Genomic DNA, 18,802 nt, shown 5'->3' with positions numbered 1-18,802 from the left:
AGATGGCAATGTCAATGGACGTGCACGTGACCACGGCGTGGAGCGACACCTGCCTCGCGCGGGCAGACCGGCGCGCGATCGGCCACATCCTCTTCGCCCTCGCCGTGCTCGGCGTCGTGCTCGTGATCGGCTGGATCTGGCTCACCGTGCTGTCCGTGCCGGTGGTGCTCGAACTGGCCACGCCGGGGTTGCGGCACTTCCTCACGCGGCGCGGCACCCTCGAGCTGATCGAGAAGTTCCCGTGGCGTCCGGTGTCGGTGAACTTCGTGGCGGGACGGCGCATCGGCCGGCAGGCATACCTGCGGGTCGAGGACTCCGAGAAGAACCTGCGGCTGCCGGAGCTTCCCGAACGGGCGCGGGTGCTGGTGCGGCACACCGGCCGGGTGTGGATCGCCGGCCCTGACGAACGCGGGCGTGTCGTCGTGATGACGCGCGGTCTGGCGTTTCTCACCCGCGGCCGGGTCATCGACCGCTAACGGCCCGTCGCGATTCCTTCGCTTTCGGCCCACTGGGTGAGGTCGTCCTTGCGCAGCGCGGCCGCCAGCAGCTCGGGGAACTTGTCCGGCGTGCAGGCGAACGCGGGCGCGCCCAGAGCGTGCAGCTTCGCGGCCAGTTCGTGGTCGTAGGCGGGTGTGCCGGAGTCGCTGAGCGCCAGCAGGTTCACGACCGTGACGCCGCTCGCGACCAGTTCGCGGACCCGGCGCTGCAACTCGGTCTCCGACCCGCCCTCGTAGAGGTCGCTGATGATCACGACGACCGTGTCGGTGGGTCTGCGGACCTGGGTCTGCGCGTAGGCGACCGCGCGGTTGATGTCCGTGCCGCCGCCGAGCTGGGCGCTGAACAGCAGGTCGACCGGGTCGCTGAGCTGGTCGGTCAGGTCGGCGACCTCGGTGTCGAAGACGACGAGCTTCGTCGTGATCGACCGGATGCTCGCGAGCGCCGAACCCAGAACCGCCGCGTGCACCAGCGATTCCGCCATCGAACCGGACTGGTCGACGAGCAGGATCACGTCCCGCATCGCCGCGGTCCGGCTGCGCCTTCGGTGACCGATCAGGTCCTCGACGATCACGGTCCTGTGCCGCGGCTGGTAGTTCTTGAGGTTCGCCTTGATCGTCGTCGCCCAGTCGACGTCCTGCAGCTGCGGCCTTCTGGTGCGCCGCGACCGGTCGACGGCTCCTCTGACGGCCTCGACGAGCCGGTCCTGCAGCCGCTTCTCGATGTCCTCGACCACCTTGCGCACCACGGCTTTCGCGGTGTCGCGGGTGCGGGCGGGGATGGCGCGAGAGAGCTGCAGCAGGGTGCTGACGAGGTTCACGTCCGGCTCGACCGACTGGAGCAGTTCGGGTTCGAGCAGCAGCTGTTTGAGACCCAGCTTCTCGACCGCGTCCCGTTGCATCACCTGCACGACGGAGGTGGGGAAGTACTTGCGGACGTCGCCGAGCCAGCGGTGCAGCTGCGGGGAGCTGGCGCCGAGGCCCGCGCCCCTGTCGCCGCCACCGCCGTAGAGACCCGTGAGCGCGCCATCACGCCGTTGGTCGTCCTCGCCCAGTTCGGACACGTCTTCCGCGCTCGGGCCCAGGAGCAACCGCCAGCGCCGTAGCCGCTCTTCGGTCATTTGAGCGCTGCCGCCACTTCTTCGGCCGCACGCACCACGTGAGGACCGACCACGTCCGCGTCGAGCTTTTCCAGCGCCACGACGCCAACGGACGCCCTGAGGCCGGGCACACCGCGCACGGGGGCCGCGACGCCGAAAGCGTTCGGCTGCAGCTCGCCCGCGGAGACGACCCAGATCTCGCCGGGCGTGGAAATCGCCCTGCCGGCCGCCCCGCGGTGCACCGGGTGGCGGGAACCCACCCGGTACGCAACGTGGAAAGCGGTCCACGACGGTTCGACGACGGCGACGGCCTGGGCCTCGGTGCCGTCCGCGACGGTGAGGTGCGCGGTGGCGCCGACCTTCTCGGCCAGTTCCCGCAGCGCGGGGTTGGCCGCCATGCGCAGCTGGGGGAGGACGTTGGAGGCGAGCCGCAGCACGCCGAGGCCGAGCCGGACCTTCGAGCCCTCCCTGCGCACGAGACCGCGCGCCTGCAGCGGCACGAGAAGCCGGTACACCGCGGCTCTGGACGCGCCGATGGCCGTGGCGAGCTCCGAGATCGACGGTGCCTCGGACTCCGCCTCAGCGACCGCCTGGAGCAGCGCCAGACCCCTTTCCAGGGTCAGCGAGCTCTCCTTCGTCGCTCCGACCATCACGCACTCCGAACTGTTCCCACCACCTCGGCGAGACCGACCACGGAGCCGCCCTCACCGGGAGCGGTGGCGGTCAGCTTGACCGTGTCGCCGTCCTCCAGGAAGGACCTCGTGGAGCCGTCGTCGAGCTTGAACGGTTCCTTGCCGCCCCAGCTCAGTTCGAGGAACGAGCCGCGCTCGTTCTTCTCCGGTCCGGAGACCGTGCCAGAGGCGAACAGATCACCTGGGCGCACCGTAGCCCCGTTGACCGTCATGTGCGCCAGCTGTTGCACAAATGACCACGACATCTCCCGGAACGGAGGCCGCGCGACGATGGTGTCGTTCAGCTCCACCGTGATGGTGATGTCCAGGCCCCACGGCTGGTCGCACGTCAGGTAGTCGTGCAGCTTGTTCGGCAGCGGCGGCGTCGGGACGCGTGCAACTGAGAACGCCTCCAGCGGCGTGATCCACGCGCCGATCGACGTGGCGAACGACTTGGCCAGGAACGGGCCGAGCGGCTGGTACTCCCAGGCCTGGATGTCGCGCGCCGACCAGTCGTTGACCAGCGCGACGCCGAAGACGTGCTCGGCGGCCCTGCTGGTGGACACCCTGGCCGCCTGCGGTCCGCCGCAGACGAAGCCGACCTCGGCCTCGATGTCGAGGCGCTCGGAGGGACCGAACTTCGGGCCCTCGCTGCCGCGCTTCTGGCCGTTCGGGCGGACGATCTCCGTGCCGGAGACGTACACCGTGCCCGCGCGGCCGTGGTAGCCGATCGGGAGGTGCGTCCAGTTCGGCGTGAGCGCGTCGCCGTCGGGGCGGAACATCTTCCCGACGTTCTCGGCGTGGTGCCTGCTCGAGTAGAAGTCCACGTAGTCGCCGACGGTGAACGGCAGCTTCGCGGTCTCGATCCCGACGAGCTCCGCGCCCTTGGGAGCGGAACTGGCCGTCACGATCTCCCGCAGTTTGGCGCGCAGCACGCTCCAGACCGGCCTGCCGGCCTTCAGCAGCGGGTCCAGCGAGTCGCCCTGGACGTACTCGCTGCACTTGCCCAGCGCGAGGCTCTTCAGGAGCAACGCGCGGTCGCCGACGCGGACGGCCACGCCCCCGTCGACGACGCCGTAGGGCAGGGTCTGCGGTCCGAACGGCTGGTCCTCGGAGAAGTTCGGGTCGCTGATCCAGCTCACAGAAGTCCAAGCCCCTCAAGGTCGGCGACGGGTTCGGCCAGCGAGCACGAGCCGTAGCTCGCGAACACGCCGCGCACGGCATGGGCGGCCTGGTCGCTGAGCGCCTTGGCCTCGGCGGTGAGCGCCTCGGCGTCGGTGCTCGCCAGCGCCTCGCGGACGTCGCGGCCGCTCAGGGAGCGCGCGGTGGCCACGAGGAGGTTCAGGAAGCCGTGGTGGGTGAAGCCCTGCTCGTCGGTGTGGCGGACGGCCTTGTGCAGGCCCGCCGTCGCCTTGAACGCGACGCCGCCGCCACTGACGACGGACAGGAAGTCGCCGACCTCCTCGACGCTGGGGAAGTTCTCCTGGGAGAGCCCGCCGCAACGCAGCTTGGGCCAGCTGCCGTGCTCGATGACCCGGCGGACGCCGTCGAGCCATTCGGCACCGCCGCGGCGGGGTTCGACGACGCGGATGACGTCCTCGGGCACGAACTCGGACACGCGCTCGAGCCACACCTCGTCCACATCGGACGGTGCGGGCATCTCGACCATGCGCAGTGCCAGGAGCTCGCTTCGGCTCTCGACGATCGAGACGGCCTTCGGCACGCCGCCGAGGCCGGTGTCGATCACGAGGCTCAGAGCGATCGGTTTGGCCGGCTTGACCTTGATCAGTTCGGTGATCAGCTCGGCGAGACGGGAGGCAGGACAGAGGAAGAGGCCCATGACGCCAGCCCACTCGCCGACGCGTCCGTCGAGGTGACCGCGCACCGCGTCGGGCATCGACGCGTTCCCCGGAGGGAACAGCGCGGCATCGTCCACAAGCCTCGCGAGCAGGGGCGGAGTACCGCGCGGACCGGGCGCACGGAGTTCGACAGCGCTTGACACGGCTGACACGCTAGCCGTGTACCGCCAACTGAACAAAGATGTCCGATAGTCGAACGCCTTGGAAGGACCCGGAGAGCACTCATGGCCTACTACCGCCAGGTGGGAGAGATCCCCCGAAAGCGCCACACCCAGTTCCGCAAACCGGACGGTGGCCTCTACGCGGAAGAGCTCATGGGGGTCGAGGGCTTCTCGGCCGATTCGGCGCTGCTCTACCACCGGTACCTGCCGACGGCGATCGTCAACGCGGAGACGGTGAAGGACGAGCGCGGGGGTGCGGCACCGAACCTGCCGCTGAAGCCGCGCCACTTCAAGACCACGGACCTGACCTGGGCTTCTGATGACGTGGACGCCGTCACCGGGCGCCGGAAGCTGTTCGGGAACCCGGACGTGACCATCGGTTTCGTCGTCGCCTCCGCGCCTTCTCCGTTGTACCGCAACGCGTTCGGCGACGAGCTGCTGTACGTGCAGGGCGGTTCCGGCGTCATCGAGACGATCTACGGGGCGATCGAGGTCGGTGACGGCGACTACGTCGTGATCCCGACCTCGTGCACCTACCGGGTCGTGCCGTCGGCGCCGATGTCGTTGCTGGTGCTGGAGGCGACCGGGCACATCGGACCGCCCAAGCGGTATCTGTCGAAGGCCGGCCAGTTCCTGGAGCACTCGCCGTACTGCGAGCGGGACATCCGCGGGCCCTCCGAGCCGTTGCTCGTCGAGGGGACCGACGTCGACGTGCTCGTGCGGCACCGTGCGGGGCTCACGAAGTTCACCTACGCGAACCACCCGTTCGACGTCGTCGGCTGGGACGGGCACCTGTACCCGTGGGCGTTCAACATCCGCGACTTCGAGCCGATCACCGGCCGCGTGCACCAGCCGCCGCCCGTGCACCAGACGTTCGAGGGCCCGAACTTCGTCGTGTGCTCGTTCTGCCCGCGCAAGGTCGACTACCACCCGCTGGCCGTGCCGGTGCCGTACAACCACGCGAACGTCGACTCGGACGAGCTGATGTTCTACGTCGGCGGCAACTACGAGGCGCGCAAGGGCTCGGGCATCGGCATCGGCTCGATGTCGCTGCACCCGTCCGGCTGCACGCACGGCCCGCAGCCCGGAGCCGTCGAGGCCTCGCTGGGCCTGGACTACTTCGACGAGACCGCGGTCATGGTGGACACGTTCCGCCCGTTGGAGTTGGGCGAGGCCGCAGAGGCCTGTGAAGACCCTGCTTACGCGTGGACGTGGGCCCGTCGCGGTCCGGCCTGATTTTCTGTCGGGGGTCCTCGCTAGTTTGGTTCCGTGAGGACACGAGCCGTTCCGATGCGCTGGCAGGGCCTGGGCAAGGCCCTGCCGGTGCTGTGGGGCCTCTACACGGGCTCCGGCTCCATGCCGTACCGCGTGTGCGTCGACCTGGCCGCGGGCTCGGCCAAGTGCACCTGCCCGTCCCGCAAGTTCCCCTGCAAGCACGCCGTGAGCCTGCAGGAGCTCGACATCCCGGACGCGCTGCCGCCCGACTGGGTGGAGGAGTGGACCCAGCGGCGCGCGGCTCGTGAGCTGGACTCCTCGCCCGAGGCCGTGGCCCGCCGTGCGCGTTCTCGGGAGAAGACGGCGGCGAACCGCGCGTCCGCGATGTCCTCGGGCATCGACGGTCTGCGCGACTGGCTCCTCGACGTGGCCTCGGCCGGCATCGCGTCCCTGCCCGGCCGCCCGGCCTCGTGGTGGCAGGCGTTCATCGCCCGCATGATCGACGCCCAGGTGCCCGGCGTGGCCGCCGCGGTGACCGAGATCCAGGAGATCGTCGCGCGCTCGGGCCCTCGCTGGACCGCCGACGTGGCCGACCGTCTGGGCGGCCTGCACCTGTTGTGCTTCGTGCAGCCGCGCACCCGTCTCGGCGTCACCGTGCCCGAGGAGACGGTGAAGGCCTCGCCGGGAATCTCCGACCGCTGGGTCGCCCTGCTGCGCCTGGAAACCGACGACGGCAGGGTCCGCACCATCCGGCAGTGGTGCTGGGGCCGTCAGACGGGCCGCTGGGCGGTGGCAATCCGCCACTCCGCGGTCGGAGCCCCCGTGCCGTTGCTGCCTCACGGCCTGGAGTCCTCGGCCCTCGTCCACCCGTACCCGGCCTCGGACCGGGTGGCACTGGGCGAACTGGAAGGTTCCCGGGCGCCCGACCCGGTCCCGGCACCCGAGTCGTGGCGCGCGTCGCTGGCGTCGCTGGAACCGATGCTGGTGGCCGACCCGTGGCAACGCCTGTTCCCGCTCGGCTGCGCGACCGTCCGCCTGCACGGAGCCTCCCTGGTCGACACCTCCGGCCACGCGTTGCCGGTCCGTGACGACACGGGCCTGGACATGGCCCTGGCGCTGACCGGGGGCACCCCGTTCGACGCGTGGGGCCTCTGGGACGGCCACGCCCTCCGCCTGGGAGCGATCGCGCTGGACGGCGCGCTCGAGGTGGTGGCGTGAAGGCCGACTGGTCCAAGACCGTCCAGGACCTCCTCATCGGCACCACGAGAGGAGGCGGCGACCCGGCGGCCCTGCTGGCCGACTGCGCCGCCCTGGGCGTGGCCGCGTTCGGCTCCACCCTCCCGCAGGAGGCCACCGCCGACCCGGTGCCGCTCGCCCCGCCCGAGACCGCGGAACTTCCCAGGCCGGCCGCCAGAGCGGTCCTGGACGCGATCATGAGCGTCGACGACGAGGTGCTGCTCACCGAGTGGTGCGCCCTGGCCAAGGCCAACCACGTCGTGGCCGAGCACCGCATGCTGCCCGCCCTGCTCGCCCTCGGCACCGCACGGCCCGGACTTCGTGCCGCGGTGGTCGAGGTCCTGGGCACGCGCGGCCGCTGGCTCGCCGGTACCCGTCCCGGCTGGTCCTGGGCGAGTGGCGCCGCACCGCTCGTGGACGAGGTCCCGCTCCAGGAGATCCTCGATCTCCCCAGCGCCCAACGGGTCCGTGCCCTCCGCCGCAAGCGCAAGGCCGATCCGGCCGGGGTCGGCGCGTTCATCGCGGAGGAGTTCGAGGCCTCCCGCCGCTCCGCAGACCGCCAGGTCCTCATCAGCGCCCTCGAGACGGGTCTGGGCCCGCAGGACGAGCAACTCCTGGAAACGGCGCTCGACGACAAGGCGGCCGCCGTCCACGACGAGGCCCTCCACCTGCTGCGCAAGCTGCGCACCTCGCGACTCGCCACCCGCGCGGCGCGTCGCCTGCGCCGCGGCCTCCGGCTGACCCAGGACGGGCTCGACGTCCGGCCGGACGAGCTCTGGACCGGGCAGGCCGACGCCGAAGAGCAGCGCGACCTCATGCGTGACGGCTCCGAGAAGGGTGTGGCGGGCCGCATCCGGGCCGCGGCCGCGAGCGTTCCGCCGTCGTACTGGACCACGACCCTCAAGGCCGACGACGCCAAGGCCGCCGGCGTGCTCAGAAGGGGTCCGTGGGCCGCCGCGCTGCTCAGAGGCGTCGCCGACCAGCTCGCCGCGGCACGGGATCCGCGGCCCTGGGCCGTCGCCGCCGCCGAGACGCTGACCGGCATGGAGCAGCTCGAAATGCTCGCGGCGCTGCCGGCCGAGGTCGCCGAACAGGCGGTCGTCGCCGTGTCCAAGAACTGGCACTACGACCTCCTCGACCACGCCTGCGCCCAGCTCCCGGCGCCGTGGTCGCCCGAGACCACCCGCGCGCTCCTGCACCGGTACGCCGCCCTGCCCGATCCGCGCTGGCGGGCGGGTCGTCCGCCGGCCGTGCTGCTGGCGCGGGGCGACGCGGACCTGCTCGGCGCGAGCTGGGAGGCTCTGACCCGTCGCTGGCCGGAGAACTCCCTGGAACTGGAGGTTCTCCGCCTCCGCATCCGACTGCGTGAATCGTTCGCACCAGCACCGCCTCAGGAGGCCCAGTGACCGCCGTGCTCAGGCCGACGGCCGAACAGCAGTACGCCGCCGAGCTGGAAGCCGTCGCGGCCCAGGACGACCGGCAGCGGCCGCCCAACTGGCGGCTGTCCCCGCAGGCCGTGGTCACCTACGTCCTGGGCGGCACGCTGCCCGACGGCACCGTGATCTCGCCGAAGTACGTGGGCGCGCGCAGGCTCGTCGAGGTCGCGGTGGGCACGCTGGTGACGGACAGGGCGCTGCTGCTCGTGGGTGTGCCGGGCACGGCGAAGTCCTGGCTGTCCGAGCACCTCGCGGCGGCGATCAGCGGCGACTCGACGCTGGTGGTCCAGGGCACGGCCGGCACGAGCGAGGACCAGGTCCGCTACGGCTGGAACTACGCCCGCCTGATCGCCGAGGGCCCGAGCGAGAACGCCATCGTGCCGAGCCCGGTCATGCGCGGCATGCAGCTGGGCACGGTCGTCCGGGTCGAGGAGCTGACCCGCATGCCGTCCGAGGTGCAGGACTCGTTCATCACGGTGCTGAGCGAGAAGTCGCTGCCGGTGCCGGAGCTCAACACGCAGATCCAGGCCGTGCCGGGCTTCACGGTCATCGCCACGGCCAACGACCGCGACCGGGGCGTCAACCAGATGTCGTCGGCGCTCGCGCGGCGCTTCAACACCGTCGTGCTGCCGCCGCCCGCGACCGAGGACGCCGAGGTCGAGATCGTCCTCACCAGGTCCCAGCAGCTCGGCAAGGCGCTCCAGCTGCCGGCCGAACCGCCCGCGCTCGACGAGGTGCGCCGCGTCGTGCGGATCTTCCGCGAGCTGCGCAACGGCTCCACCGTGGACGGTCGCACGCAGCTGAAGAAGCCGAGCGGCAGCCTGTCGACGGCGGAGGCGATCTCGGTCATCGCGAACGGCATGGCGCTGGCCGGCCACTTCGGCGACGGCACGCTGGGCGCGGACGAGCTGGCCAGCGGCCTGATCGGGTCCGTGATCAAGGACAGGGTGTCGGACGCGACGGTCTGGCAGGAGTACCTGGAGACGGTGCTGAAGGAGCGCGCCGAATGGCGTGACCTCTACCGGGCCTGCCTGGACGCCAGCGGTGACTGAGCCTGACTCCGCGCCGGTCCTCCTGGGCATCCGGCACCACGGTCCCGGCTCGGCCAGGATGGTCAAGCGAGCGCTGGAGCAGACGCGTCCGGCGCTCATCCTGATCGAAGGGCCACCCGAGGCGGACGCGCTCCTCGAACACGTCCACGCCCTCACCCCGCCGGTCGCGATCCTGCTGCACGACGAGACGGAACCCGAGAACGCCGCCTTCTGGCCGTTCGCGGAGTTCTCCCCGGAGTGGCAGGCCCTCCGCTACTCGGCCGAGCACGGCGTCCAGGCCCGCTTCTTCGACCTGCCGGCGGCGGCGTCGATCGGTGACGACGGCCCGAGCGGCAACGTCGACCCCATCGGCCTGCTCGCCGAGGCCGCCGGCTTCGACGACCCGGAACGCTGGTGGGAGGACGTGGTCGAGCACAGCGCGTCGGACCCGCTCGACCTCGCGGACGCCATCGCCGAGGCCATGGTCGCCGTGCGCAAGGAGTTCGAAGGCGAAGTAGGCGAACGCACTCTGCGCCGAGAAGCGTTCATGCGCCAGACGATCCGCAAGGCGCGCAAGGACACCGAGGGCCCGATAGTCGTCGTCTGCGGCGCGTGGCACGTCCCGGCTCTGCTCACCAAGCCGACCGTCGCCGCCGACACCGCCCTGCTGAAAGGCCTGCGCCGCCGCAAGATCTCCGGCACCTGGGTCCCGTGGAGCCACGGCCAGCTGGCCGCCGAGTCGGGCTACGGCGCCGGCGTCGACTCGCCCGGCTGGTACGCGCACCTCTGGCAGCACCAGTCCGACGTGGTCCCGCGCTGGTTCGCCAAAGCCGCGGCGGTGCTCCGCGCGGAAGACCTCCCGGCCTCGACGGCGAGCGCCGTGGAAGCAGTCCGTCTCGCGGAAACCCTTGCCGCACTGCGTGAACGTCCGTCGGCGGGCTTGAGCGAGGTGAACGAGGCGGCGCTGGCGGTCCTCTGCGGCGGCGACGAGATCCCGCTCCAGTTGGTCCACCGCAAACTCGTCGTCGGCGAACGCCTCGGCGAGGTGGGCGAAGCCGTTCCGCGCTCACCCCTGGCCGCGGATCTCCAACGCCTGCAACGCAGACTCCGTCTCCCCGCGGACGTCCAGCCCAAGCAGCTCAAGCTGGACCTCCGCAAGGACACCGACCGCGAACGCTCGAAACTCCTGCAACGCCTGGAAGTCCTCGGCGTCCCGTGGGGCAAGCCGGACCGTTCCAACTCGCTCGGCACCTTCGCCGAGGTCTGGCAACTGCGCTGGGACCCGATCTTCGCGGTGTCCGTCGCCGTGGCCGCCCGCCACGGCACGACGGTCCACACTGCAGCGGAGAACGTCCTCACCCAGGCCGCCAAGGACGCCAAACGGGTCGCCGACGCCGCCGCGACCCTGACCAAGTCCGTGGGCTGCGAACTCCCGGTGGCCGTGACCGAGGCGCGCCAGGCCCTGGACCGCTGCGCCGCCATGGCCACCGACGCCCTCGAACTGCTCGCCGCCCTCCCGGACCTGGCCAGGACGGTCCGCTACGGATCGGTCCGGGGCACCGACCCGGAACTGCTGCGCGTGGCCCTGCACGGCCTGCTCACCCGAGGAGCCGTCGGCCTCCCGCTCGCCTGCCGCAACGTCGACGACGAAACGGCGGAACACGCCCTCCAGGTGGTGGACGGCGCCCACGAGGCCACCCGCCTGGCGGCCGACGACGACCACCAGAAGACCTGGTGGCGAGCCCTGCACGCGCTGGTCAAGGCAGAGGCTCACGGCCTGCCGACGGGCAGAGCCACCCGCCTGCTCTGGGAGGCGGGGGAGCTGACCAGCGACGACGTGGCGGCCCGCCTGCACCGCAACGTCGCCAGCGCCTTCGTGGCCGGCTTCCTCCGCGGCTCGGCCACGCTGCTGGCCGCCGACCCGCGCCTGTTCGGCCTCATCGACGACTGGCTCAGCGGCCTGCGCGGCGAGGCGTTCGACGACGCCCTGCCTCTGCTCCGCCGAGCCATCACCGACTTCACGCCCGCCGAGCGCCGCCTGCTCGGCGAACGCGTCGTGGCGGGCCAGACCCCTCAACCGGCCGCCGACGACGAGTGGGACCTGGAGATCGCTGCACGCCTGGCCGCGCACGTCCGCGGCCTGATGGCCGGAGTTTCACGATCGTCGGATTCGCCGATCCCAGAGCCGTGACCACACCGGACGAAGACCGCCTCACGAAGCCCGACGAAGACGGCCTCACCCCGCCTGACGAGAGCCGCCTCGAAGAGTCCCAGGAACTCATCGACGACGCCAAGAAGTTCGCCCGCGAGCTGCGCGAAGAGGTCCCGGACACCACGCCGGAGCCTCCTCGTGAGGAAGGCTCCCCGGCCAACTAGACCGACCAGGGCGGCGTGATCGTCTGCCCGTCCGCCAGCGTGCCCTGGATGCCCACCGACGTGGCCACCAGGACCCTCGCCGGTCCACCGGTCAGCGCCAGCTCGGTGTTCGGCGGCACCACGATGGCGTCGCCGACGCCGGCGGTCTGACCCTGGATCGTCACCGACCCGGACAGCACGTAGAACACCTCCTCCTTCGACGCACGGTGTGGCGTCCCGTCGCCGCCTTCCGGCACGTCGACGGTCCACAGCGCGATCTCCGAACTGCCGCGCGACGGCACGGCCAGTGACCTGAACTCGAACCCGCCGAACTCGTGCAGCTCCGCGGAATCGCCAGTGACCAGCAAGACAACCTCCAAAGTAGTCAACCAAGTTGTCTAACCTTAGAATAAGGTCAACCAGGTTGTCTACCTGAACGAGGAAGCAAGATGGAACCGGTGCCGATGCTGCTGGCGATGACGTACCGCGCCATGGGCGACCAGTTCCACGACCGCCTCCGGCAGATCGGCCTCGAACCGCTCAGGCCCGCCCACGGTTACGTCTTCCGGTTCCTCAAGGAGAGGCGCGCGACGACCGTCGACATCGGACAGCACCTCGGCGTCACGAAGCAGGCGGCGGCGAAGATCGTCAACGAGCTAGACGAGTGGGGTTACGTCCTGCGGGAGCCGCACCCGACGGACAAGCGCGCCCAGTACGTCACGCTGACCACGAAGGGCCGCGACTACCTGAAGCTCGCGGACAACCTGTGGTCGGACCTGGAGGGCGAGATGGCCGAGGCGATCGGCGAGGACACCCTCGCCACCATCAGGCAGGGCCTCGCCGCGTACCTGCGGAACGTCCACGGCGAGGACCAGCCAGGGCTTCGACCGGTCTGGTGACCGGCTAGAACACCTGCGTCAACGCGATCACGGCGAACACCGCGAAGATCGTCCCGGCCACCCGCTGGATCCAGTGCGTCGGCAAGCGCCCGGCGAGCTTGCGCCCCACCAGCACGGCCAGCCCGGCCACGGCGACCAGCGCCAGCCAGGCGCCCAGGCCGACGGCCAGCGGCTCGCCGTACCGGGCGGTGATGCCGGCGGTCGCGAGCTGCGAGGCGTCGCCCCACTCGGCCGCGAACAGCACGCCGAACGACGTCAAAGCCGCCCGCCAGAACGGCACGGCGGCAGTCGCCCCGGTTTCGTCGGCGGAGTCCTCGTCCCGCGAGAACCCCTCCTTCAACAGCATGAACGCGCCGATGCCGAACAGCAGCGCCACGACTCCGGCCACCAGCCGGTCGGGGAGCAGGGTGATGGCCGAACCGAACGCGGCGGCGACCACGCTCTGCACGGCGAAGGCGGCGATCACGCCGACGAACACCGGCCACGCGCGATAACGCGTGGTCAGGACCAGGGTGGCGACCATGGTCTTGTCCGGGAGCTCGACGAGGAACACCACCGCGAAGGCGGTGATGAACGCGAGCAGTGATGTGGCCACGAAGGTCCTCCACGTCCGAATACGAACCCGGACGGAGGCGCAACAGACCCCGACCGGGCATGCTGCAACCCGGCCGGAGGTCTCGTTCGCCCGACAAGATCATCGGGTGTGGGACCGGATCCACTCGAAGGCGGATCAGTATGTCGATCACCACGCCACCGGCAACGTACTCCGGCGGGAACTACTCCCCTCTGGCGAAATCATCGTAACCGACGCATGTCACCCGAAAGGCGTGACTTCGCGCACGGGACTTAGGTCCCGAGTCCGAACGGGACCGTCGTACCTGATGACGGCCGTGATCCACACATACGCTCGTCGACGTGGACGTACTCGAACTCGCGCGGTGGCAGTTCGGCATCACCACCGTCTATCACTTCCTGATGGTGCCGCTGACGATCGGCTTGTCGCTGCTGGTGGCAGCGATGCAGACCGCGTGGGTGCGCACGGGCAACGAGCGCTACTACAAGATGACGAAGTTCTGGGGGAAGCTCCTCCTGATCAACTTCGCCATGGGTGTCGTGACGGGCATCGTGCAGGAGTTCCAGTTCGGCATGGCCTGGAGCGCCTACTCGCGGTTCGTCGGCGACGTGTTCGGCGCTCCGCTCGCGATGGAGGGGATCGTCGCCTTCTTCGTCGAGTCGACGTTCCTCGGACTGTGGATCTTCGGCTGGGACAAGCTGCCGAAGAAGGTCCACCTCGCCTGCGCCTGGGCGTTCAGCCTCGCCACGATGGCCAGCGCGTACTTCATCCTCGCCGCCAACTCGTGGATGCAACACCCGGTCGGCATCGTGCTGGACGAGGGGCGTCCGCGCCTCACCTCGATCTGGGCCGTGCTGACCAACAACACGACGCTGGCCGCCTTCCCGCACACCATCGCCGGCGCGTTCGCGGTCTCCGCCACGTTCCTCGTCGGCATCGGCGCCTGGCACCTGTGGAAGAAGTCGGACGAGACCGGCGTCTGGCGCAGCTCGCTCAAGCTCGGCACCTGGGTCGGTGTCGTGGCGTTCGCGGTCCTCGCGATCAGCGGCGACATCCAGGGCAAGCTCATGTTCCAGCAGCAGCCGATGAAGATGGCCGCCGCGGAAGCCCTGTGCCACACGGAGGAACCCGCCGCGTTCTCGATCTTCGCGATCGGTGACGTCACCAGGCCCGACTGCGAGAACGTCAAGAGCATCACGGTGCCCGCGCTGCTGAGCTTCTTGGCGCACAACGACTTCAGCAGTGAGGTAAAGGGCATCCAGGACCTCGTCCCGATGTACCAGGAGAAGTACGGCACCAACTACCCGGTGGACGATCGGCTCGGCGAACTCAGCGGCAAGCCGATCGACTACGTGCCCGCGCTTCCCGTGACCTACTGGGGCTTCCGCCTGATGATCGGGTTCGGCGCGATCTCGGCCGGACTGGGCCTCGTGATGCTGTGGCTCACGCGGGGCGGTCGCGTTCCGCGGGGGAAGTGGTTCCCGATCACCGCGCTCGCCGGCATCGCGACGCCCTTCCTCGCCAACAGCTTTGGCTGGATCTTCACCGAGATGGGGCGGCAGCCGTTCGTGGTGGTGCCCAACCCGTCCGGTGTGGACGGTGTCTGGATGTTCACCGCCCAGGCGGTCTCGGCGTCGACGCCCGGCGAGATCCTCACCTCGCTGATCGCGCTCACGGCCGTGTACGGCGCGCTGGCCTGTGTCGAGGTCTACCTCATCCGCAAGTACGTCCGCGGTGGCGTCGCCGGGGTCATGCCCGCGAAAACCGACGACGGCGCGCTGGCGTTCGCGTACTAGGGGAGAAGCTGTGGAGACGCTCTGGTTCTGCGTGATCGCCCTGCTCTGGCTGGGCTACCTGTTCCTCGAAGGCTTCGACTTCGGTGTCGGCATGCTGCTGCCCTTCCTGGGGCGTGACAACACCGAGCGCCGAGTCATGATCAACACCATCGGGCCGGTGTGGGACGGCAACGAGGTGTGGCTCCTCGTCGCGGGCGGTGCCACGTTCGCGGCATTTCCCGGCTGGTATGCGGCGCTCTTCAGCGCCGCGTACCTGCCACTGACCTTGTTCCTGTTGGCGTTGATCGGTCGCGGTGTGGCGTTCGAGTACCGCGGCAAGGTCGACTCGGAGCGCTGGCGCAAGGTCTGGGACGCGGTGATCTTCGTCGGGTCGTGGGTGGCCGCGCTCGGCGTCGGGCTCATCATCGCCACGACCGTCACGGGCCTGCCGATCGACGCCGCCGGTGATCGGGTCGGCTCGCCCTTCGCGGCGATCAAGTGGGAGACGGTGCTCGGCGCACTCGCGATCGCCGGATACGCCCTCGTCCACGGTGCGATCTTCTTGGCGCTCAAGACCGAGGGTGAGATCCGCGAACGTGCGCGACTCGTGGCGTTGCGGATCGCACCGGTCGCCTTGCTGCCGCTGGTGGCGTTGTTGCTGTACGTCGCAGGGGCGTGGGCGCTGCCGGTGCTCCTGTTCGCCGGGCTCGCGTTGTGGCGGCTCTGGGTGGGGCGCGAAGGACAGTCGTTCGCGTTCATGGGGCTCGCCGTCGCGGCGACCGTCACGGTGCTGTTCGCCTCGCTGTACCCGAACGTCCTTCCGTCCACTCTGGACCCGGCGTACTCGCTCACCGTGGCGGGCGCGGCGTCGAGCCCGTACACGCTCACCGTGATGACGTGGGTGGCGGCGTTCGGCACGCCGGCCGTGCTGATCTACCAGGGCTGGACCTACTGGGTGTTCCGCAAGCGCATCGGCGTTCAGCACATCCCGGCAGCCCACTGATGAAACGAGGCCCGCTGGGAGCTCTGCCCCAGCTCTCCAGGAACGCCAGGCGCGCCCTCGTCGGGGTGGGCGCGCTGGCGTTCCTCAACGCACTGGCGCTCGTCGCCCAGGCCGTCGCATTGGCGTCGGTGATCACGACCCGCGAAGGCCTTCCGCTGCTGGCCGCGGCGATCCTGGCGCGCGCGGGTCTGTCGTGGGCGACGGAATCGGCCGCCGCCCGTGCCGCCGCCGGTGCGAAGGAAGAGCTGCGGACCCAGCTGCTGGCCAAGTCGTTCGAACGCGGCCCCGGCTGGATCGCCGACCGCGGCACGGCCGAGCTGTCGGTGCTCGCGACCAAGGGCCTCGACGCACTCGACGCCTACTTCACCCGCTACCTTCCCGCGCTGGTCACGGCCGTGATCGTGCCGCCGCTGGCCGGTGCGTGGATCCTCTTCACCGACTGGCCGTCGGCCGTGCTGATCGCGGTCACCGTGCCGCTGATCCCGGTCTTCGCGGCGTTGATCGGCTGGTACACCGAGAAGCGCGTCCGCAAGGCCGCCGACGTCACCGAGCTGCTTTCAGCTCAGCTCCTCGAACTGCTCCGAGCCCTCCCGGTGCTGACCGTCTTCGGCCGCGCCAAGCAGCAGGCCGGCGCGGTCCGGCAGATCGGTGAGCAGCACCGCAAGGCCACGATGGGCACGCTCCGGATCGCGTTCCTGTCCGCGCTGGTGCTGGAGATCGCGGCATCGTTGTCGGTGGCGCTGATCGCGGTCGGCATCGGCATCCGGCTCGTGCACGGCGACATGACGTTGATGACCGCGCTGGTCGTGCTGATCCTCGCGCCCGAGTGCTACCTGCCGTTGCGTGCGGCCGGTGCCGCCCACCACGCCAGCGAGGACGGGCTGGAAGCGGTCCGGCGAGTAGCCGAGGTCGTGGAACACGAGGACAAGACGCGGCCGCGGCTGCCCGGCGGTGCGGTCCACGTCGACAACCTGCGCGTGCTGCGCCGCGACGGTTTCGCGCCGGACGGCATCAGTTTCGACGTGCGGCCGGGGGAGATTTATCGACTTGAAGGCGCGAGCGGTGCCGGAAAGTCGACAACGTTCCAGGTGCTGCTCGGCTTCCTGGAGCCGACGGACGGCACCGCGTTCGTCGCCGGCGACATCGCCTACGTGCCGCAGAAGCCCGCGTTCGCCGCCGCGACCCCGCGTGCGGAACTGGAACTCACGGTTCCCGGTGCCGAGGACATCGAGCAGATCGCTGACGAGGCCGTGGCCGCTCATCTGCTCGACCGTCGGATCACGGACCTGTCGACGGGCGAACGCCAACGTGTCGCAATCGCGCGCGCCCTGCTGAGGGTTCGCCACGGCGCGACGGTGCTGCTGCTCGACGAACCGACCGCGCACCTCGACCCGGTGACAAGTCGAAAAGTCGACAAAGCGATCAAGAGAGCCAGCGACACGGCGGCGGTCGTCCTCGCCTCGCACCGCGAGAAGGAGGCGACCGACGACGAGACGTTCGCCAGGGTCGTCACCGAGGAGACGCAGCAGGAACGTCCGAAGCGCCTGCCGATCCCGTGGAAGGGCGCAGGCCTGGGCGTCCTCGCGGCCGCCGCGGGCATCGCGCTGACCGCCCTGGCGGCCTACCTGATCGCCCGTGCCGCCGAGATGCCGCCGATCCTGACGCTGTCGGTGCTGGTCGTGGGCGTGCGGACGTTCGCCCTGAGCAAGGGCGTGCTCCGCTACATCGAGCGGTTGGTGACGCACGACGAGACGTTCCGTCTCGCGAACGATCTGCGCGCGGAGCTGTGGTTGCGGCTCGTGCGGACGCAACGCCGAGACGGGCTGCAACGGCTCGTCGAGGACGTCGACACCGTCCGCGACCTGGTGCCGCGTGTGCTGGTGCCACCGGTCGTGGCGATCGGCGCGGGCATCGCGACCACGGTCCTGTTCGCGTTCATCGACCCGGTCGCCGCGCTGACGCTGGGCGGCCTGCTGCTCGCGGCCGGACTCGCGGCGCCCGCCGTCGCCGTCTGGACCGAGCGGCGGGCCAGCACGAAGCTCGCCAGGGGTCGCCGCAAGGTTGCCCGCGAGACGATCAACGCCCTCGCCGCCGCACCGGACCTCATCGCGCACGACGCCCACCACCGCCTGCTGGCCCAGCTGCACGCCGAGGACGTCGAGCTCGCGGGACAGACCCGCCGGCAGGCGTTCGGCACTGGCGCGGCCACGGCGATCGTCCTGCTCGCGACCGGTGCGGCGGCCCTGCTCTGCGCCACCACCGGCAACCCGGTGCTCGGTCTCGTCCCGCTCGCCCTCGCCGAACCGCTGGCCGCGCTCCCGCTGGCGGCTCAGCAGCGCAGGGCGTTGCGGGAAGCGAGCGCACGGCTGCAGTTCGACGCGCCGGAACGCCCCGAGCAGCCACGCGGCAGGCGGATCCGGCTGGAGAACGTCGACGTCCGCTGGCCCGGCGCGACCGAGCCGACGCTGCGGGACCTCCACCTCACCATCGAACCGGGCACGCACGTGGCGATCGTCGGGCCGTCGGGCAGCGGCAAGTCGACGCTGTTCGCGCTGCTCCTGGGCTTCCTGCAGCCCGAACGCGGCATCGTCGAGCTGCCCAGGGCGACCTGGTGCCCGCAGGAGCCGATGCTGGTCAGCACGACCGTGAGGGAGAACCTGCGCATGTCGGGACAGCACGACGACGAGGCCTTGAAGGAGGCGCTGCGCAAGGCGTGCCTGTCTGAGTGGGTGGACCGGCTCGACACGGTGATCAGGCCGGACCAGGTGTCGGGCGGCGAGGCCCAACGGCTGGCGTTGGCGCGGGCGTTGCTGCACGACGCCGACGTGGTGCTGCTCGACGAGCCCACCGCGCACCTCGACGAACCGACCGCGCGCAGACTGTTGCGGCAGCTCAGGCAGGACGGCAGGACGGTTCTGCACATCACGCACCGCCCGGACGAGGCGGCGAGGGCGGATCTGGTGCTGGACCTCGGCACACCCGCATACCGTTGA

General features: G+C 70.4%; 17 protein-coding genes. 11 read left to right on the top strand and 6 right to left on the bottom strand.

Translation table 11 applies throughout. From position 1 onward, the window contains the following. The first annotated feature begins 2 nt into the window (after positions 1 to 2). The gene (locus tag ACIRG5_RS11825; RefSeq protein WP_402903753.1) at positions 3 to 476 is read left to right on the top strand and encodes a hypothetical protein; all 474 of its coding nucleotides are present in this window, start codon (positions 3 to 5) and stop codon (positions 474 to 476) included. On the opposite strand, the gene ACIRG5_RS11820 is transcribed toward ACIRG5_RS11825, so the two are convergent. Genes ACIRG5_RS11820 through ACIRG5_RS11805 form a run of 4 tightly spaced genes read right to left on the bottom strand, consistent with a single transcriptional unit; the run spans position 473 to position 4,267 of the window. Then, complete coding sequence (locus ACIRG5_RS11820; protein WP_402903750.1) at positions 473 to 1,615, bottom strand: VWA domain-containing protein; 1,143 nt, start codon at positions 1,613 to 1,615, stop codon at positions 473 to 475. The genes ACIRG5_RS11825 and ACIRG5_RS11820 overlap by 4 nt on opposite strands. Then, entirely contained in the window at positions 1,612 to 2,244 is a 633-nt protein-coding gene (locus tag ACIRG5_RS11815) for a helix-turn-helix domain-containing protein (RefSeq protein ID WP_360047156.1), read from the bottom strand. The genes ACIRG5_RS11820 and ACIRG5_RS11815 overlap by 4 nt, the downstream gene beginning before the upstream one ends. Continuing rightward, complete coding sequence (locus ACIRG5_RS11810) at positions 2,244 to 3,407, bottom strand: fumarylacetoacetate hydrolase family protein (RefSeq protein ID WP_319976259.1); 1,164 nt, start codon at positions 3,405 to 3,407, stop codon at positions 2,244 to 2,246. The genes ACIRG5_RS11815 and ACIRG5_RS11810 overlap by 1 nt, the downstream gene beginning before the upstream one ends. Beyond that, the gene (locus ACIRG5_RS11805; protein ID WP_319976258.1) at positions 3,404 to 4,267 is read right to left on the bottom strand and encodes a hypothetical protein; all 864 of its coding nucleotides are present in this window, start codon (positions 4,265 to 4,267) and stop codon (positions 3,404 to 3,406) included. Before ACIRG5_RS11805 ends, ACIRG5_RS11810 begins: the two co-directional genes overlap by 4 nt. 81 nt (positions 4,268 to 4,348) lie before the next feature. Between ACIRG5_RS11805 and ACIRG5_RS11800 the strand changes: the two genes are divergently transcribed. Genes ACIRG5_RS11800 through ACIRG5_RS11775 form a run of 6 tightly spaced genes read left to right on the top strand, consistent with a single transcriptional unit; the run spans position 4,349 to position 11,579 of the window. Beyond that, complete coding sequence (locus ACIRG5_RS11800; RefSeq protein WP_402903744.1) at positions 4,349 to 5,521, top strand: homogentisate 1,2-dioxygenase; 1,173 nt, start codon at positions 4,349 to 4,351, stop codon at positions 5,519 to 5,521. A 33-nt stretch (positions 5,522 to 5,554) separates the two neighbouring features. Further along, a complete protein-coding gene (locus ACIRG5_RS11795; RefSeq protein ID WP_402903741.1) occupies positions 5,555 to 6,718 on the top strand; it encodes an SWIM zinc finger family protein in 1,164 nt (387 codons plus the stop codon). Then, on the top strand, positions 6,715 to 8,142 hold the full coding sequence (locus ACIRG5_RS11790) for a DUF5691 domain-containing protein (protein ID WP_402903738.1): 1,428 nt from the start codon (positions 6,715 to 6,717) through the stop codon (positions 8,140 to 8,142). Before ACIRG5_RS11795 ends, ACIRG5_RS11790 begins: the two co-directional genes overlap by 4 nt. Beyond that, the gene (locus tag ACIRG5_RS11785) at positions 8,139 to 9,224 is read left to right on the top strand and encodes an AAA family ATPase (RefSeq protein WP_319976254.1); all 1,086 of its coding nucleotides are present in this window, start codon (positions 8,139 to 8,141) and stop codon (positions 9,222 to 9,224) included. The genes ACIRG5_RS11790 and ACIRG5_RS11785 overlap by 4 nt, the downstream gene beginning before the upstream one ends. Then, entirely contained in the window at positions 9,217 to 11,394 is a 2,178-nt protein-coding gene (locus ACIRG5_RS11780) for a DUF5682 family protein (protein WP_402903735.1), read from the top strand. Before ACIRG5_RS11785 ends, ACIRG5_RS11780 begins: the two co-directional genes overlap by 8 nt. Then, positions 11,391 to 11,579 (top strand): hypothetical protein, encoded by a 189-nt coding sequence (locus ACIRG5_RS11775; RefSeq protein WP_402903732.1) that lies wholly within the window; start codon positions 11,391 to 11,393, stop codon positions 11,577 to 11,579. The genes ACIRG5_RS11780 and ACIRG5_RS11775 overlap by 4 nt, the downstream gene beginning before the upstream one ends. Here ACIRG5_RS11775 and ACIRG5_RS11770 read toward each other — a convergent pair. Beyond that, the gene (locus tag ACIRG5_RS11770; RefSeq protein WP_330271683.1) at positions 11,576 to 11,926 is read right to left on the bottom strand and encodes a cupin domain-containing protein; all 351 of its coding nucleotides are present in this window, start codon (positions 11,924 to 11,926) and stop codon (positions 11,576 to 11,578) included. The two genes, ACIRG5_RS11775 and ACIRG5_RS11770, sit on opposite strands and share 4 nt — an antisense overlap. Before the next feature lie 81 nt (positions 11,927 to 12,007). Between ACIRG5_RS11770 and ACIRG5_RS11765 the strand changes: the two genes are divergently transcribed. After that, positions 12,008 to 12,457: a MarR family winged helix-turn-helix transcriptional regulator gene (locus tag ACIRG5_RS11765; protein ID WP_402903728.1), complete on the top strand. Its 450-nt coding sequence runs from the start codon at positions 12,008 to 12,010 to the stop codon at positions 12,455 to 12,457. 4 nt (positions 12,458 to 12,461) lie between these two features. On the opposite strand, the gene ACIRG5_RS11760 is transcribed toward ACIRG5_RS11765, so the two are convergent. Beyond that, entirely contained in the window at positions 12,462 to 13,052 is a 591-nt protein-coding gene (locus tag ACIRG5_RS11760; RefSeq protein WP_402903725.1) for a TMEM165/GDT1 family protein, read from the bottom strand. Positions 13,053 to 13,372: 320 nt separating this feature from the next. Here ACIRG5_RS11760 and ACIRG5_RS11755 point away from each other — a divergent pair, with 320 nt between their 5' ends. From ACIRG5_RS11755 to cydD, 3 genes are read left to right on the top strand one after another with little or no spacing between them, the layout of a single operon-like run. Next, on the top strand, positions 13,373 to 14,827 hold the full coding sequence (locus ACIRG5_RS11755; protein ID WP_402903722.1) for a cytochrome ubiquinol oxidase subunit I: 1,455 nt from the start codon (positions 13,373 to 13,375) through the stop codon (positions 14,825 to 14,827). Between the two features lie 10 nt (positions 14,828 to 14,837). Beyond that, positions 14,838 to 15,809, top strand: coding sequence for a cytochrome d ubiquinol oxidase subunit II (gene cydB / locus ACIRG5_RS11750; protein WP_402903719.1), 972 nt, complete (start codon positions 14,838 to 14,840; stop codon positions 15,807 to 15,809). Then, the gene (cydD, locus tag ACIRG5_RS11745) at positions 15,809 to 18,802 is read left to right on the top strand and encodes a thiol reductant ABC exporter subunit CydD (RefSeq protein WP_402903716.1); all 2,994 of its coding nucleotides are present in this window, start codon (positions 15,809 to 15,811) and stop codon (positions 18,800 to 18,802) included. Before cydB ends, cydD begins: the two co-directional genes overlap by 1 nt.

It is taken from the genome of Lentzea sp. NPDC102401, from assembly GCF_044765805.1.
Classification (GTDB): domain Bacteria; phylum Actinomycetota; class Actinomycetes; order Mycobacteriales; family Pseudonocardiaceae; genus Lentzea; species Lentzea sokolovensis.
The sequence above is the reverse complement of the archived record's forward strand: the minus strand, read 5'-3'. Positions and strand labels throughout refer to the sequence as shown.